The sequence below is a fragment of the Francisella sp. AG1 genome (assembly GCF_057683165.1).
Window position 1 is genome coordinate 1,057,141 of sequence record NZ_CM173135.1, and the last position, 15,867, is coordinate 1,073,007.

A 15,867-nucleotide genomic window follows, 5' to 3' on the forward strand; every position below is an offset into this window, starting at 1 on the left:
AATCATGAAAAAATTTTTAATAATAGGTACAGACACAGAAGTTGGAAAAACATACGTTTCTACTAGCTTAATAAAAGCTTTTGAATCACAAAATATTAATTCTCTTTGCTTAAAGCCTGTTGCCTCAGGTAAAAGCAAATCCTCAAATATGTGTGAAGATGTTGAAAGCATATTTAATGCATATAACCAAAAGTTTTCTGATAAACAAATAAATTTAATTTCATTTAAAGAAGCCGTTGCTCCTCATATAATTGCTAAAAAAACAAATATAGATATTTCTTTAGACAAATTAACACTATTTGTAGAAAATAACTATAATCAAGACTTTGATGTTTTACTTGTTGAAGGAGCTGGTGGATTATTGACACCTTATTCAAACCAAGTGACACAATTTGATTTAATTAAAGCCCTCAATATACCTGTCTTACTGGTTTCAGCTATCAAAATTGGATGTATTAACCATACCTTACTAACCATTAATGAGCTTAGAAGACATCAAATTAATTTGATCGGATGGGTAGCTAATTGTAATGACTCAGATATTAGTTATATTGACGAACAAATTAAAACTATTGAGAGTTTTTCCAAACAGAAATCTTTAGCAAAAATAACTAAAAATGCTAGTTATTTAGATTTTATAGAACTTTCTAAAATACTAATATAGTTAATCTGATAATATTGTGCTAAAGACGTGAGTAATAGCATCAGATAAATTATCAAAAGAATTATTTACTTTTCTTAAAATTCTTTTAAAATTGGCCCAAATTTTTTCTATAGGATTTAAATCAGGAGAATAAGCAGGAAGGTATAGTATCTGTATATCAAACTTCTCTGCTATTTTAGCCAATTTAGGAGACTTATGAAAACTAGCATTATCCATAACAACAGTAGTCTTTGGAATTAACTCAGGATATAAATGCTCTTCAAACCACTGATTAAAAATTTGAGTATCTGTATATCCAGTATACTCTAGCGGTGCTATAATCTTCTTTTCTAAATAGTTATAACCAGCAACTATACTTTTTCTCTGAGTTTGATAAGCAATAACTTCACCATAGCTAGGTTTACCAACAAGAGACCATCCTCTTAGTACAGACTGTTTATTATCCATACCCATTTCATCTAAATATACAAGTTTGTTAGGTTCAATAGTCTCAACAACCTCTATAAAACTTTGCCTATCTTGTTCTTTTCTTTGCTTATATTTAGGTGTCTTTTTTTAAAACTAAAACCAAGTCTGGTAAGACAATCATAAAATGTGCTTCTAGGTATTTCAGGAGCTAATGCTTCTCTAATATCTAAAGCCATTGCATCTGGATATGTTCTTAAGTAGCTTTCTATCGCTTCCTTATCTGTAAAGGTTGCTACTCTACCGCAACCCCAAGCCTTGCTTAGATTTATAATCACCAGTTGTCTCGTATAAGTTTATCCAAGATCTAGTAGTACGGATATCTATATTAAAAAAATTACTTAGCTCTTTGTCTGTTAGGCCTTCTTTATATTTAGTTATTACGATATCTCTGAAATCTTGGCTATATGATGACATTTTTTCTAAATATTATAACATTATTGTCAAATAACTATCGGATTAACTATATCACGACAAGAGCAGCTTCGGTTACTAATTTCGTGTATATATCCAAGAGTTTATGAGTATATAAAAGATAATAAACAACATAGCATATTTCATTTACACCACCGACATTCTAAGTCAGGTATCAGAAGAGCTAAGCATTTTAAAACCTCTCTTAATGGGCTTAGTGAGGCTATCAATTCTATAAATTATATTTTAAAGATAGAAAGCTTAGAAAAGAGTTTTATTAAAGAAATTATAGATTTTATAAATAAAAATTTACAATATACTACATTTAGTGGGTCAATAAATGTTAACGATCATTCTTTGTTGACCCATATTATATTTGGGTTTATAGAATTTAATCGACTATATATAAATATTAATCAAAATATATTATCTTCAGAATTAAGGGCTTTCAATAGAGTATTTGTTGGGGTAAATATAAATATACGCAATAAAAATTCCAGAGAACATGTAAAAGAGTATTGGCGTAATTTTGTTGCTTGATTTTAGCCAAAATCTTGTTGCATTCTAAACCTTCTCCAAAATATTTTTTAACTTATAATCAGATTAATACCGATTTTATAGTTATTATGTATACTTATAAATTACTTAACCAAGTTTCTAACCTATTACACCCATCTATAAGATTTGGCATTGCTGATGTAATTATTTTATCGTTAGAAACATTTTTTTTATATATTTGTAATGCTTTATTACCATCAAAGTCAGTAGTTGCAACTCTAAATGTTAACTCTTCAGGAGGTCGGTAAAAATCTTCTCCTAGTAACATTGCAACACTGATTTCTGATAAAAGTATTTTGGCTAGCTGAGTACTAGATTTTATTTCTTGCTGAAAAATTTTCTCTTTAAAATTTTTAAAATTAATAAATAAATAAAAAGCGCCTTGTGGTTTTGGACAAGTTAATCCCATAGCAACAAATCTAGTATATAAATATTCGGCTGCGATTTTATAAATAGCAGTACATGCTAATAAATATGGCTTAATTGCAGTAAAAGAATCATATGCTGTTAAGGCTGCATACTGAATTGGGTTAGCAACACAGCTATAAGTTTCACTTATCATTACTTTCACAGCACTATATAATTCTTTAATATCATTAGGTATTAAACAAAAACCTAAACGATATCCTCCGGCTGTAAAAAACTTTGATAAGCCAGCTGTTACAATAGTTTTTTCTGGATAAAAATGCACCATTGAATCATATCCTTGATCACTAAAATTTATTCCTGCATAAATTTCATCAGAAATTACTATAATGTTATATTTTTGGCAAACCTTTGATAAATTTTCAAGATTTTGTTTACTATAAACTGCGCCTGTTGGGTTATTTGGACTATTTATAATTAGTATTTTCTGAATATTTTCATTTTTATTTAACTGATTTATTCGCTCACAACTTTTCACTAAATCTTTTGCTTGAAGACAATAGCTATACTGCTCAAAAGTCTCAGCAATAAAATAATCTTTATTGAGTAAGTTAGCTTGTGGAACATAGCTAACCCAGCTAGCTGATGGTACAATTAGAGGACCTTGTAACATACATAGTAATTGAAATAACAACTCTTTACTACCTGGCCCTACTAAAATATCCTCAGCAGTATAATTAAAACCAAATTCTTTTTGATAATACTTAGCAATTGCCTGACACAATTCATCTAAACCAGCTCCAGGAAGATAATTTTTCTTAGCAGCATGATCTTTTATGCTTTGTTGAATCTTGCGTGGGACGGCAAAAGCTGATTGGCCAAAGCCAAAATGACAAACATGCTTACCTTGAGAGCGCAATTTTTTAACATCATTATTTATGGCTAAAGTTGCGGACTCTTTTAAATTATTTATTTGGGGATTTATTTGTACCATGTCTAATGCCTATAGTCTCTATATTAATTTATCTTAAATTCACAAGCTGTAGTTACTTTGATTTCTTCTATTGAAGAAAAAGGAGACACCTCTAGTAACATCAAACCATCTTTTGAGTTATAAGTAAAGACTCCTTTATCTGTAACAATCATATTTACTACATTCTTACCTGTTAATGGCAAAGAGCATTCTTTAAGAATTTTAGCATCACCTTTTTTAGTACAATGGTCCATCATAATAATAATTTTTTGTGCTCCTGATACTAAATCCATAGCCCCTCCAGGGCCTTTAACCATAACTTTTGGTATCATCCAATTAGCAAGATCTCCCGTTTGGCTTACTTGCATAGCACCTAAAACAGCAACATTTATTTTACCTCCTCTAATCATTGCAAAAGACTCGGCTGAGTCAAAAAAACTAGCACCGATAGTTGTAGTAACAGTTTGTTTACCGGCATTTATTAGATCAGCGTCAACTTTTTCTTTAGTTGGAAAAGCTCCTATTCCTAATAAACCATTTTCAGACTGTAAAACAACATTAACATCTTTAGGTAAATAGTTTGGTATTAAGGTTGGCATACCAATACCTAAATTTACATAATCACCATCATGTAGTTCTTTAGCAATACGTTTTGCCATCCACTCTCGTTGTGGTGTTATTTTAGCTACACTATCTTCACCTGAAAGAGTCATCTGCTCAATGCGCTTTTCATATGACTGACCTTTTATTAAACGATTTACATAAATTCCTGGCAAATGAATCTGATTTGCCGGTAACTCCCCTGCTGCTACAATCTCCTCAACTTCAACTATACAAATTTGTCCTGATTTTGCACAAGCTTGATTAAAATTATTAGCTGTATTTTTAAAAATAACATTACCCATAGTATCGGCTTTATAACCTTTAACTATACTAATATCTGCACGAATTCCCATTTCTAAAACACAGTCTTTACCATCAATATTACGAGTTTCTTTATCTGCTGCCAATAATGTTCCATAAGCAGTTGGTGTAAAAAATGCTGGTATACCTGCTCCACCGGCTCTTAACCTTTCAGCAAGCGTACCTTGAGGTGTTAATTCAACTTCAAGCTCGCCATTTAAAAATTGTTTTTCAAAAACTTTATTTTCACCAACATAAGATGAAATCATTTTTTTTACTTGTTTATGCTGTAAAAGTAAACCTAAACCAAAATCATCAACCCCGGCATTATTACTAACAAATGTTAAATCTGTTATCGCAGATTTTTTTATTTCAAAAATCAAATTTTCTGGAATACCACAAAGCCCAAAACCACCTGCTGCAATGGTCATACCATCTTTTAATAAACCATCTAAAGCAGCAGCTGCAGAATCATATATTTTATTCATCTAAAAAATTTCCTGTAGTTAAGAATTAAAGTAGCTCTAAGATTGTTGCGATCCCCTCACCACCACCAATACATAAGCTTGCTAAACCATATCTTGCTTGCTGACGTTTCATTTGATGCAACAAGGTTACTAAAACTCTAGCACCACTAGCGCCGATTGGATGTCCTAATGATATCGCTCCACCATTTACATTTATTTTATTCATATCAAGATTTAACTTTTGCTTAGCTACTAAAGGTACAATCGCAAAAGCTTCATTAATTTCAAACAAATCAATATCATCAAAATCTAATCCAGCCTTTTCAATAATAGCTTGCATTGCAAAAACTGGACCTTCTGAGAAATCCTCAGGATCAATACTACTAGTCGCTGTAGCCTTTAATTTTGCAATTGGTTTTAGATTATATTTTTTTATAGCCTCTTCTGAGGCTAGCATAACGGCTGCTGCTCCATCTGAGATAGTTGATGCATTACCTGGGGTTATCGTTCCATCTTTTTTAAAAACTGTTCTAAGTGTATTTAATTTATTTATATCACCTCTAAATGGCTCTTCATCACGATCTATAGTAATTTCATCTTTTCTAGTTTTATAGACCACTGGAGCTATTTCATCAGCAAAAATATCATTTTTAACAGCATTTTGAGCAAGTTGATAAGACCTTGTCGCATACTTATCTTGCTCTTGACGTGTAATATTATTTTTAGCAGCTGTTTGCTCTGCTAAAACACCCATATGATTTCCTGAGTAAGGATCAGTTAAACCATCATGAATCATTAAATCAATAATTTGTGCATCACCCATACGTAATCCTGAACGTGCTTTGGGTAAAGCATATGCCGTATTAGACATATTCTCCATACCTCCAGCAATAATTATTTCAGCATTTCCCAGCCTAATTGTATCAGCTGCCATATGTACTGCTTTCATACCGCTACCACATACCTTATTAATTGTTAAAGCATGTGTTTTATTATATAAACCAGCCTTAAGCATAGCTTGACGAGCTGGAGCTTGGCCTATTGCTGCTTGTAATACATTACCCATTATTACTTCATCAATAGCTTGTATAGGCAATTTAGTTTTTTTAACTAAAGCTTTTATTACCGTTGCACCTAACTCTACGCTACTTACATTTGCAAGCTGACTTTGAAAAGCTCCTAATGGAGTCCTTAATCCTTCTACTAAATATACTGATTTCATATTTGAAATTTTAAAACTCACACTAAATTCAATACTAGCAAAAATTCATAAAAGACGATACTTATGCTATAGCTTTAAAGAATATTTTTATAATTATTTGATTTTAATAAATCTATATAAATACTTTATTAAACTATGTAAACTATGGGTGCTAAGAAACGATATACTTTAAATTAGGAGAGATAGTTACAATGTTTTCAAAAAACATACAAATAAAAGCTTAGCACATAGATTTTCAAAATATTTTAGACAATATTTATTATTCATATTACTATGAAGTTGTTAGACATGAATATTTTGCTACTATAGGTGATTCTGTAGAAAAACTAGCAGAAAAAGGAACTTATGCAATTTTGCTTGATGAGCATATTAAATTTAAAAAACCTATTGTAGCTCAAGAAGTAGAAGTTACTTGTGAATTTGAAAGAATATCTAAAATTAAATTTGTTGCTAATCAAAAAATACTTTCTAATAACAAAATATTAAGCACTGATAGATGTGAAATTACTTTTATTCCCGCAAATGGTGGCAGACCATTTATACCAAAATATTTAGATTCAATGTATCCATACACTAACTCTTAATTAAATAGCTCTAAAAAAACAAGTTATTCTCCAAAGAGGAACTATACTTACTTAAAATATCATTATATAATCGAAATAAATTTATTAATGATATTTTATGAGGTTCTTCAATGTCTGTAAGAAATAAGGTTACATTAATAACAGGTGCCGCATCTGGGCTTGGGTTAGGAATGGCTACAGAATTTGCAAAACAAGGTGCAAAGGTCATGATTGCAGATTTAGATCTTAATAAAACTACAACCATAGCAAAAGAGCTTTCACATAAATATGATGTAGAGACATTAGCTATACAAATGGATGTCACAAATGAAAAACAAGTCAAAACTGGTATTAATAAAATTGTGGAAAAATTCGGCCAGCTTAATATAGTTATAAATAATGCCGGTATTCAAATAATATCTCCTATCGTTGAATTTGAAGTCTCTTCTTGGAGGAAAATTTTTGATATTCATATGACAGGAACACTTATGGTTTCACAAGCAGCTATGCAACATATGATTGATCTAAAAACTGGGGGGAGAATCATTGTAATTGGTTCTCTACATTCTGTTGCTGCATCTAAAAATAAATCTGCTTATATAGCTGCAAAACATGCTCAACTTGGATTTGTAAGAGCATTAGCTAAGGAAGGTGCTGAACATAATATTTCATCCAATATTATTTGCCCAGGTTTTGTACTTACTCCATTAGTAGAAAAACAAATCCCCGAGCAAGCCAAAGAGCTAAATGTCTCTGAAGAAGAGATAGTAAAAAATATAATGCTTGGTAGTACTGTAGATGGTGAGTTTACAACTGTTCAAGATATTGCAGCTACTGCTATATTCTTAGCAGGATTTAAAACTAATGCATTAACTGGACAAAAACTTTTAGTTAGTCATGGCGCTGGAATGTAATCTTTTAAGATTAAATATATGTTATATTTAATGATACTCTTTATATTATTTTAAAATTTAAATGCATTCTTCTATAAGGAAAAAAATAGGTCAGCTTATTATGATGGATTTTCGCTATTGGGGCAAAGATTCAAATAATAAAGCTATACCTTTTATAAAAGTTGATGATTTAATTAACAAACTTTTTAAAAATTATAATTTAGGTGGATTTATTCTTTTTAAAGAGAATATCGAAAATAATGAGCAGGTTATATCTTTATTAAGAGATTTACAATCAAATATTACTACACCTCTCTTTTTTGCTATTGATCAAGAAGGAGGAAGAGTTAACCGGATCAAGCAAGGTACTAGTGGATGTGGTAATATGGCTTTAGCTGCTACAGATAATCCACAAAATGCTTATAATATGGCTAAACTAATTGGCGATGAACTTTATAGTTTAGGTATCAATATAAATTTTGCTCCTGTGATTGATATCAACTCAAATAAAGACAATCCTATTATTGGAATTAGATCATATTCTGATGATCCTAATATTGTTATAAATTATGCTAAAAATACTATAAAAGGTCTTAAAAAATCCAATATTATAGACTGTGTGAAACATTTTCCAGGGCATGGAGATACAGCTACAGATAGTCATTTAGGTGAAGTATCACTTAATAAAAATCTGGATGAGCTAGTTGCTAATGAACTTTTACCTTTTAAAGAATTAGCACTAGATTATAGTATGGTTATGTCTGCCCATATAAGTGTTCCAGAACTAGATAGTTCCACACATACATCTATCACTACTGATACAGATATTTATTTACCTGCAACACTTTCTTATAGAATAATAACAAAATTATTAAAAGAGCAAATGCAATTTAAAGGTTTGGTTATATCTGATGCTATGGACATGAAGGCTATAGCTGCACATTTTGGAACTATTGAAGCAACTAAGCTAGCAATACTAGCTGGTATTGATGTAGTTCTAATGCCAATAAGAATATGGTCTGAAAAAAACATCTATAAATTAGAAGAGCTTTTTATTGAACTAGAGAAAGAATACTTTTCGAATTCTAATTTTGCTAAAGCAGTTGATAATGCTTATGAAAAAATTCTCACTTTTAAAAAAAATCATAAGCTTAATGAAAGCCTTTTATTTAAAACATCAAAAAATGAACAGCTTCAATTAGCAAATAAAATAATAAACTCTAAAGCACATCAAAAAATAGCTTTAGACATAGCTAAACAAAGCACAACTATTGTAAAAAACTCTGGAATAATTCCATATGAACTAAATAATCATAATAATATTCTTATTATAGATAATGATAATAGTCGTCTCAGTGATTTTCACCAAATATTTAAAAAACTAATTTCTAACAAAAATCTAAATATACAATTATCAATTAAAAATATTAATGATAAAAATCTCCAAAAAGATATAGAAAAAGCAAACCTTATTATACTAGTTTCAGCTAATTTGCGACAATATAGCCAAAGATATAGTGAATTAACAGCAATTAAACCTAAGCAAACTATTAATATAGCAGCACTAACGCCCTATGATATTGAACATATAAAAAATATAGAAAATTATATATGTATTTATGGTGCTACATCTATTGATCAGACAAACTATACTAAAGCGTCTCTACTAATTAATATTCAAGCTGCTCTTGAAAATATTTTTAGTAACAAGCCTATATTAGGTAAATTACCAATTCGTATTTAAAGCTATTAAGTCTTATTAAATTAGCTTTAGACTTTTCTAAGTCTCATATTATAGTGTCTAACTCAGACACCCCAGCACATTATTAATAATATTTTTTTGAATCAATGCTAAATCACTATTTTTATCGTTAATCTGACATAGCTCATAACATGCTTTCCATAAACACCAAGCTTTTGCTCTTAACCATACATCAGAATTATGATTCATTTCTTTTATAAATAGCTTTCGAGATTTTCCATAAAAAAGTGTCCATGCAATAACAAGATCACAAGCAGGATCACCGATAGCCATTCCACCAAAATCAATAATTCCACTTAAATTAGCATCTTTTATCAAAATATTTCCACTAGCTAAATCACCATGAATCCAAACAGGTTTACCTTGCCATTTAGTTGAACAGGCCTTCTCCCATAAGCTTAAAGCAGAATTAACATCTATAATACCCTTCAATTTTTTTATTTGTTCTCTAGCGTCTTTATTATAAATACTTATATGGTCTCCTCTCCACCAATTGTGTTGCCCTGGCTCAGGTCCTTCCACGCCTCTTACACTTTGCAACTCTCTTAAAAAATTAGCTAAATCTAATGCCAAGACCTCTAATTCTTTATCATTAATTTTTAGTTGGTTCAAGCTTTTACCCTCAAGCCACTTATAAATAGAAAATGAATATGGATAATTATCAGATGATATACCCATTTTAATAGGCATAGATATTAGAGTGGTTATGTATTTTGCTAGTTTTGGTAATAACTCTTGCTCTATAGGTACTTTTAAAGCATAACTTTCAGCTGTTGGCATACGGATTAACAGCTTCTCTCCAATTCTATAAGTTCTATTATCATATCCTTGTTTTTCTACAGATTTAATATCCAAATGTGAATACTCAGGAAATTGCTCCTTTATAAGTCTCTTTGCAAGCACAGCTGTAATATTATTACTATTCATAATTAGAGAACTCTCTTAATATGGTAAATCATTGATGTTAACATTAATAAAGTGAGGCTTAATATCTTCTTTTAGATAAATAGCCAAAATTTCTTTATGATTTAGCAATAATGCTTTACACACTCTGTGCATACCATCAATTATTTTACCTTCTTTGCATAATATAATTGGATATTTTAAATCTGCGTTATTAATCAACCGCATATGCTCTACTATATTTTTACATGTAGGTCTTTCTGAACCTAAGTCATACCAATATTCAGATTCAATTTCTTTTATTTCAGTTAAATTTATTAGTTTTGGCTTAATGTGTTTTGTCAGTTCTATTATTTTTTTAACATCCCATATCAATAAATCATTTTTAACTTTTCTAAAATGATATTGAGGTCTAATTTCACTCATTATATTAGCTCACTTATCATATTCAAACCTATAATCCCTTCATTTAAAAGAGATACATCACCAACTTGATTAGCATACCAAATTATCGTAACAGAACTATATATAGCTCTAAGTATAGCTATTATGTGAATATTACTTTCAACTTCTCCATAAATATTCCAAAATACTGAGTGTACTTCTTTAGGTAAGTATTGATATACGATAGCAAGGTCTATTCCTGGATGAATAAGTTCAGAATCTCCCCAATCTATAACCCCAGATAAGTCATTATTACTTATGATTAAATGTTTAGCATATAAGTCTCCATGACATAATCTAATATCTTTAGGAATAGTAATATTCATATTTTCTTTATAAAAGCTTTCTATTCTAGAACAATCATTTAGTAAATTATTTTCTAATAAATAGTCTAGACGTTTTTTGAAATCCGAGTATCTAAGCCTAAAATTTAACCTACTAATTTGATCTTCTTTTATACCAAGTGAAATACATTTTTCTATAGGAATGTTGTGTAACTCTTTTAAAAAAATTGCTAACTTCTCTACTATATTTATTCTATAATTACGGTTTAATTTAGCATTATCAGCAGTTAATCCAAATATATAATTATGAGCATAAAAATCATATTCAAATAGTTTTGGCGAAGAGCATATATAGTTAATCTGATAATATTGTGCTAAAGACGTGAGTAATAGCATCAGATAAATTATCAAAAGAATTATTTACTTTTCTTAAAATTCTTTTAAAATTGGCCCAAATTTTTTCTATAGGATTTAAATCAGGAGAATAAGCAGGAAGGTATAGTATCTGTATATCAAACTTCTCTGCTATTTTAGCCAATTTAGGAGACTTATGAAAACTAGCATTATCCATAACAACAGTAGTCTTTGGAATTAACTCAGGACATAAATGCTCTTCAAACCACTGATTAAAAATTTGAGTATCTGTATATCCAGTATACTCTAGCGGTGCTATAATCTTCTTTTCTAAATAGTTATAACCAGCAACTATACTTTTTCTCTGAGTTTGATAAGCAATAACTTCACCATAGCTAGGTTTACCAACAAGAGACCATCCTCTTAGTACAGACTGTTTATTATCCATACCCATTTCATCTAAATATACAAGTTTGTTAGGTTCAATAGTCTCAACAACCTCTATAAAACTTTGCCTATCTTGTTCTTTTCTTTGCTTATATTTAGGTGTCTTTTTTAAAAACTAAAACCAAGTCTGGTAAGACAATCATAAAATGTGCTTCTAGGTATTTCAGGAGCTAATGCTTCTCTAATATCTAAAGCCATTGCATCTGGATATGTTCTTAAGTAGCTTTCTATCGCTTCCTTATCTGTAAAGGTTGCTACTCTACCGCAACCCAAGCCTTGCTTAGATTTATAATCACCAGTTGTCTCGTATAAGTTTATCCAAGATCTAGTAGTACGGATATCTATATTAAAAAAATTACTTAGCTCTTTGTCTGTTAGGCCTTCTTTATATTTAGTTATTACGATATCTCTGAAATCTTGGCTATATGATGACATTTTTTCTAAATATTATAACATTATTGTCAAATAACTATCGGATTAACTATATCATTAATAATCCATATAGTATTATCCCAGCCTTCCCCAAGAAATTTAATCTTATCAACTTTAATATCCGATAGGTTTGCATTAATAATTTTTATAGCCTGCTCAGGAGATTTTATATTTTTATTTTCCCATGGTTTCATATTAATGCTTTTAAATTTTCCAATATATTTTATAAATTAACTCACTACCCTCTAAAACAAAGAGGAAATACTATTTTACCAGCTAAGTTTAGCTTTATAAACATACTAATAGAATCATGAAAAATCAATAAGTCTTAAGTTTTAATTAGTTTTAGAACCAAAAAACTCAAAATGGATGTCTTTATCTTTTATACCATTTCTTAAGAGTTTCTCCTGGATAGAAAGCATAAAATCTTTTGGTCCACAGAAAAAATATTGTGCTTTTTTACTTTCATCACCTAAATATTCATTAACCATATCTATATTAATCAAACCTTGCTTTGCATTAGATTGCTCTGTATTCTCGTAAAAATATATAGTTTTCAATCTAGAATTTTCTTTTGATAACTTCTCTAATTGCTCTACAAAAGGATGCTCCAACTTGCTTTTTTTACCACAAATAAAAAATATTTTTCTTTTATTTTCAGTTTTTAACTCTGATAATAACATGCTCATTAATGGAGTAATACCAATTCCTGCGGACATTAAAACTAATGGTTTATCAATTACTTGTTCTAAATCCAAATAAAACTCCCCACATGGTGGAGCAACTTCAATTCTATCACCTACATTAATATTATCGGATAAATGTTGAGATACGGCCCCATTTACTTCTTTTTTTACAGTTATTCTTAAATAATCTTCATTAGTCGCTGATGAGAGACTATAGTTTCTCATAGTTGTCGTATCTTGATATGGAAATCTTATTGTTATATATTGTCCTGGTTTAAAATTGAATTTATTAAAATAATCATTTTTTAAATAAAATGATTTAATATTTAAACTTTCTTTTTCTTTCTTAATAATTTTAAACTCTTTGAAATCATTCCAACCATATTGTTTTAAGTTTTCACTATAGATATTTTTTTCTCGTGCAATAAAAATATTTGCTAATAGGTTATAAGCTTCTTTCCAAGCTACTATAACATCACTATCATCATCTAAATTCAGGACTTCTTTAATTGATTCTATTAAATTATTACCAATAATTGGATAATGCTCAGCTTTAACTTGTAATGAAGCATGCTTTTGAGCAATTAGCTCAACTGCTTCTCCAAGTATGTCTAAATTATCTATATTTTTTGCATAAGCTAAAATAGCAGCTGCTAAAGCCTCTTGTTGAGAAGAATCTTTTTGCCGAGATAAATTAAAAAACTTTTTAACTTCAGAATTATGAGAAAACATTCTATTATAAAAATGCTTTGTTAAAGCAACCCCACTTTCTTCTAATATTGGAATTGTTGCTTTAATTGTATCTATATTTTTTTGACTTAACATGATTTTATCCTTATAGTAAATCTAAATATATTATATTATAATAATATATATTATAAATACATATTATATTTGTATAGAATATATTTTATACTTTTAAAAAATATTTAAAACTCTTAAGTATATGCATTTAACTTCTTTTACTGATTATTCCCTAAGAATATTAATAATATTAGGATCAAACCCTACACAAAGATATAAAACAAAGGATTTAGTTAAGACTCTTGATATAAAACTTAATCATGCCACAAAAATTATTAATAATTTAGCAAATAAAAAATATATTGAATCTTATAAAGGTAGGATAGGTGGAGTTTGCATATCACAAGATCTTTATGCTAAAAAATTATCTGAAATTATAAAACAATTAGAGCCTCTAAATATAGTTGAATGCTTTAAAGATGGCAGATGTCCAATACTACAAAACTGTAAATTAAAAGCAATACTAAGCACAGCCACTGATAATTTTACACAAACTTTAGAAGGTTATACTTTTTTTGATATTTGCAATATTTCATCAGTATAAAATACTAAGTAAATTAATACTTAATGTCTTTATTTGCTACTAAAGTAGCTCCATCATTCCTATCTAATATAAAAAACTTATCAGAGTCTAGCGCTTTTTTATAATCATTAAATGCTAAAGGATTTAGTTTTTTAGGATTATCTTTTACAACCAAGAGGTTTAATTGACTAGAATTATTCCAGTATTTTACAAAACTGCAAAATTTCATCATATATTTATCAATATTTGAGTTTGGAAAAGCTCTAACATCATCGAGCTCTCCCTCATCATTAAGAATAATAACTTTATGTTTCGTATAAAAAATAATGTCATAAAATCGATCACTCTCAAAAACTTTAGCATCAGGATATTTTTTATATATTTTTGATACTTCTTTAGCGATATTGTACTTATCGCTATGATCAAAATAGTCTCCAATAGTATAACCTAAATTAGCAATAACTATCATCATAAGGCAAATATAAGCTACCAATCTACTTACTGAGAATTTTCTAAGGGCTTTATTTAGGTTTATTACAACAAAAATTGCAAGAATTGCTATTGTTGGAAAAATTACAAAAAATATATGCCAGTATTGCCAATATTCAGGAATACATAAAACTCCAATTGCTGCTATAGGCAATATTGCAAATATAGCTACAATACTTCTAAAACTTAATACATCCCATCGACTAAATCCTTTAGTATCAATTTTTTTTAAATGAATAGCTACTAAAATTGATAATGGTAATATTACTGGCCCTAAATATCCAAATAAGAAAGATTGAGAAAAACCGAAAAAAATAAAAACAAATATAGCCCATATAAATAAAAACCATTTATCACTATTTTCTCTGCGATTTTTAATGCTTTTTTTAGAAAGAAAGTTTTTTAAAGCTTGAGGTAAAAATAGTGTCCAAGGAAAAAAAGCTGCCATAGTTGCTAACAAATATATAATTTTTGATACATTTCTATTTTGTTCATCCGTAGAGTATCTTAGTATTTGCTGTACGACTATATAATAATAAGCAAAATTTGGGTGATATTTTTCAACTGCAAATATCCACGGCAAAGATACTATCGCAACAATTACTAACCCTAGGTATAGTCTAATATCTAAAAGCTTCTTATATTCTCCAATAAAAATACTATATAAACCAACTATAGCCATAGGGAAAACTATCCCCATCAATCCTTTTGTCATTACGGCCAATCCAGCAAATATAAATGCTAATATAAGCCAATAAGTACTTTTTTTATAATTATTTTTATATTTAAGGCTAACCCAGTAACTTAACATTGTCATATTAAGAAAAACTGCTATAGCTAGATCCATATTTAAGTATCTACCTAGAAACAAAAACAATATCGTACTTAAACTAACAAAAACTGATAGTAAAGCACTTTTGCGGCATTCTAGGACCTTTCTTACAGTAATATATGTAAATATCAGGCACAATCCTAGTAATGCTGGATTCACTAGTCTTGCTCCCCAAGTATTTTCTCCAAAAACACTCATAAAAATACAACTCAACCAATATACTAATGGCGGTTTATGAAAGAATATCATCCCATCAATGTATGGAACTATAAAATTATGATTTGCTAACATTTCTCGTGCTACTTCAGAATACCTAGTTTCATCAGGAGCATAAAAATTAGGCACTCCATACATACAAAATGCCAGTATTATAATAGCTAGAATAAATATAATATCTTTAATTTTATTGTTCATAATAC

At 29.2% G+C, this 15,867-nt stretch carries 15 protein-coding genes and 1 pseudogene; 5 read left to right on the forward strand and 11 right to left on the reverse strand.

The window, feature by feature from the left end; all coding sequences use genetic code 11:
• The first annotated feature begins 4 nt into the window (after positions 1-4).
• Complete coding sequence (bioD, locus tag ACR0PV_RS05450) at positions 5-664, forward strand: dethiobiotin synthase (RefSeq protein WP_488172144.1); 660 nt, start codon at positions 5-7, stop codon at positions 662-664.
• Here bioD and ACR0PV_RS05455 read toward each other — a convergent pair.
• The 4 genes and pseudogenes from ACR0PV_RS05455 to ACR0PV_RS05470 form a co-directional block, all read right to left on the reverse strand.
• Positions 665-1,546 (reverse strand): annotated as a pseudogene (locus ACR0PV_RS05455) (IS630 family transposase).
• A 631-nt stretch (positions 1,547-2,177) separates the two neighbouring features.
• A complete protein-coding gene (locus tag ACR0PV_RS05460; RefSeq protein WP_488172145.1) occupies positions 2,178-3,461 on the reverse strand; it encodes a pyridoxal phosphate-dependent aminotransferase in 1,284 nt (427 codons plus the stop codon).
• Between the two features lie 23 nt (positions 3,462-3,484).
• Positions 3,485-4,831 (reverse strand): 3-oxoacid CoA-transferase, encoded by a 1,347-nt coding sequence (locus tag ACR0PV_RS05465; RefSeq protein ID WP_488172146.1) that lies wholly within the window; start codon positions 4,829-4,831, stop codon positions 3,485-3,487.
• A 25-nt stretch (positions 4,832-4,856) separates the two neighbouring features.
• On the reverse strand, positions 4,857-6,032 hold the full coding sequence (locus ACR0PV_RS05470) for a thiolase family protein (RefSeq protein ID WP_488172147.1): 1,176 nt from the start codon (positions 6,030-6,032) through the stop codon (positions 4,857-4,859).
• Positions 6,033-6,259: 227 nt separating this feature from the next.
• Here ACR0PV_RS05470 and ACR0PV_RS05475 point away from each other — a divergent pair, with 227 nt between their 5' ends.
• From ACR0PV_RS05475 to ACR0PV_RS05485, 3 genes are all read left to right on the forward strand, one after another.
• Complete coding sequence (locus ACR0PV_RS05475) at positions 6,260-6,616, forward strand: acyl-CoA thioesterase (protein WP_488173965.1); 357 nt, start codon at positions 6,260-6,262, stop codon at positions 6,614-6,616.
• Between the two features lie 110 nt (positions 6,617-6,726).
• Entirely contained in the window at positions 6,727-7,509 is a 783-nt protein-coding gene (locus ACR0PV_RS05480; protein WP_488172148.1) for a 3-hydroxybutyrate dehydrogenase, read from the forward strand.
• A gap of 61 nt (positions 7,510-7,570) precedes the next feature.
• Positions 7,571-9,232, forward strand: coding sequence for a glycoside hydrolase family 3 protein (locus ACR0PV_RS05485; protein ID WP_488172149.1), 1,662 nt, complete (start codon positions 7,571-7,573; stop codon positions 9,230-9,232).
• 57 nt (positions 9,233-9,289) lie between these two features.
• Here ACR0PV_RS05485 and ACR0PV_RS05490 read toward each other — a convergent pair whose 3' ends face one another.
• The 6 genes from ACR0PV_RS05490 to hmpA all read right to left on the reverse strand — a co-directional run bounded on the left by ACR0PV_RS05490 (position 9,290) and on the right by hmpA (position 13,625).
• The gene (locus ACR0PV_RS05490; RefSeq protein WP_488172150.1) at positions 9,290-10,177 is read right to left on the reverse strand and encodes an aminoglycoside phosphotransferase family protein; all 888 of its coding nucleotides are present in this window, start codon (positions 10,175-10,177) and stop codon (positions 9,290-9,292) included.
• A 15-nt stretch (positions 10,178-10,192) separates the two neighbouring features.
• On the reverse strand, positions 10,193-10,579 hold the full coding sequence (locus ACR0PV_RS05495; protein ID WP_488172151.1) for a hypothetical protein: 387 nt from the start codon (positions 10,577-10,579) through the stop codon (positions 10,193-10,195).
• Positions 10,579-11,277, reverse strand: coding sequence for an aminoglycoside phosphotransferase family protein (locus ACR0PV_RS05500; protein WP_488172152.1), 699 nt, complete (start codon positions 11,275-11,277; stop codon positions 10,579-10,581). The genes ACR0PV_RS05495 and ACR0PV_RS05500 overlap by 1 nt, the downstream gene beginning before the upstream one ends.
• Positions 11,237-12,117 (reverse strand): IS630 family transposase gene (locus tag ACR0PV_RS05505; protein WP_488172153.1). Its coding sequence is split into 2 segments (ribosomal slippage): positions 11,237-11,793 and positions 11,793-12,117, totalling 882 coding nucleotides; the frame shifts between segments, so codons are not numbered across the junction. Before ACR0PV_RS05505 ends, ACR0PV_RS05500 begins: the two co-directional genes overlap by 41 nt.
• 26 nt (positions 12,118-12,143) lie before the next feature.
• Positions 12,144-12,308, reverse strand: a complete 165-nt coding sequence (locus tag ACR0PV_RS05510; RefSeq protein WP_488172154.1) for a hypothetical protein — start codon at positions 12,306-12,308, stop codon at positions 12,144-12,146.
• Between the two features lie 141 nt (positions 12,309-12,449).
• On the reverse strand, positions 12,450-13,625 hold the full coding sequence (gene hmpA / locus ACR0PV_RS05515; RefSeq protein WP_488172155.1) for an NO-inducible flavohemoprotein: 1,176 nt from the start codon (positions 13,623-13,625) through the stop codon (positions 12,450-12,452).
• 121 nt (positions 13,626-13,746) lie between these two features.
• Between hmpA and ACR0PV_RS05520 the strand changes: the two genes are divergently transcribed.
• Entirely contained in the window at positions 13,747-14,148 is a 402-nt protein-coding gene (locus ACR0PV_RS05520) for an Rrf2 family transcriptional regulator (RefSeq protein ID WP_488172156.1), read from the forward strand.
• 13 nt (positions 14,149-14,161) lie between these two features.
• On the opposite strand, the gene ACR0PV_RS05525 is transcribed toward ACR0PV_RS05520, so the two are convergent.
• Complete coding sequence (locus ACR0PV_RS05525) at positions 14,162-15,862, reverse strand: phospholipid carrier-dependent glycosyltransferase (protein ID WP_488172157.1); 1,701 nt, start codon at positions 15,860-15,862, stop codon at positions 14,162-14,164.
• Positions 15,863-15,867: the final 5 nt, after the last annotated feature.

Excerpts from the sequence above, each read along its gene's own strand:
- bioD (WP_488172144.1), top strand. The coding sequence starts at position 5 with ATGAAAAAATTTTTAATAATAGGTACAGACACAGAAGTTGGAAAAACA.
- ACR0PV_RS05460 (WP_488172145.1), bottom strand. The coding sequence starts at position 3,461 with ATGGTACAAATAAATCCCCAAATAAATAATTTAAAAGAGTCCGCAACT.
- ACR0PV_RS05465 (WP_488172146.1), bottom strand. The coding sequence starts at position 4,831 with ATGAATAAAATATATGATTCTGCAGCTGCTGCTTTAGATGGTTTATTA.
- ACR0PV_RS05470 (WP_488172147.1), bottom strand. The coding sequence starts at position 6,032 with ATGAAATCAGTATATTTAGTAGAAGGATTAAGGACTCCATTAGGAGCT.
- ACR0PV_RS05480 (WP_488172148.1), top strand. The coding sequence starts at position 6,727 with ATGTCTGTAAGAAATAAGGTTACATTAATAACAGGTGCCGCATCTGGG.
- ACR0PV_RS05485 (WP_488172149.1), top strand. The coding sequence starts at position 7,571 with ATGCATTCTTCTATAAGGAAAAAAATAGGTCAGCTTATTATGATGGAT.
- ACR0PV_RS05490 (WP_488172150.1), bottom strand. The coding sequence starts at position 10,177 with ATGAATAGTAATAATATTACAGCTGTGCTTGCAAAGAGACTTATAAAG.
- ACR0PV_RS05495 (WP_488172151.1), bottom strand. The coding sequence starts at position 10,579 with ATGAGTGAAATTAGACCTCAATATCATTTTAGAAAAGTTAAAAATGAT.
- ACR0PV_RS05500 (WP_488172152.1), bottom strand. The coding sequence starts at position 11,277 with ATGCTATTACTCACGTCTTTAGCACAATATTATCAGATTAACTATATA.
- ACR0PV_RS05510 (WP_488172154.1), bottom strand. The coding sequence starts at position 12,308 with ATGAAACCATGGGAAAATAAAAATATAAAATCTCCTGAGCAGGCTATA.
- hmpA (WP_488172155.1), bottom strand. The coding sequence starts at position 13,625 with ATGTTAAGTCAAAAAAATATAGATACAATTAAAGCAACAATTCCAATA.
- ACR0PV_RS05520 (WP_488172156.1), top strand. The coding sequence starts at position 13,747 with ATGCATTTAACTTCTTTTACTGATTATTCCCTAAGAATATTAATAATA.
- ACR0PV_RS05525 (WP_488172157.1), bottom strand. The coding sequence starts at position 15,862 with ATGAACAATAAAATTAAAGATATTATATTTATTCTAGCTATTATAATA.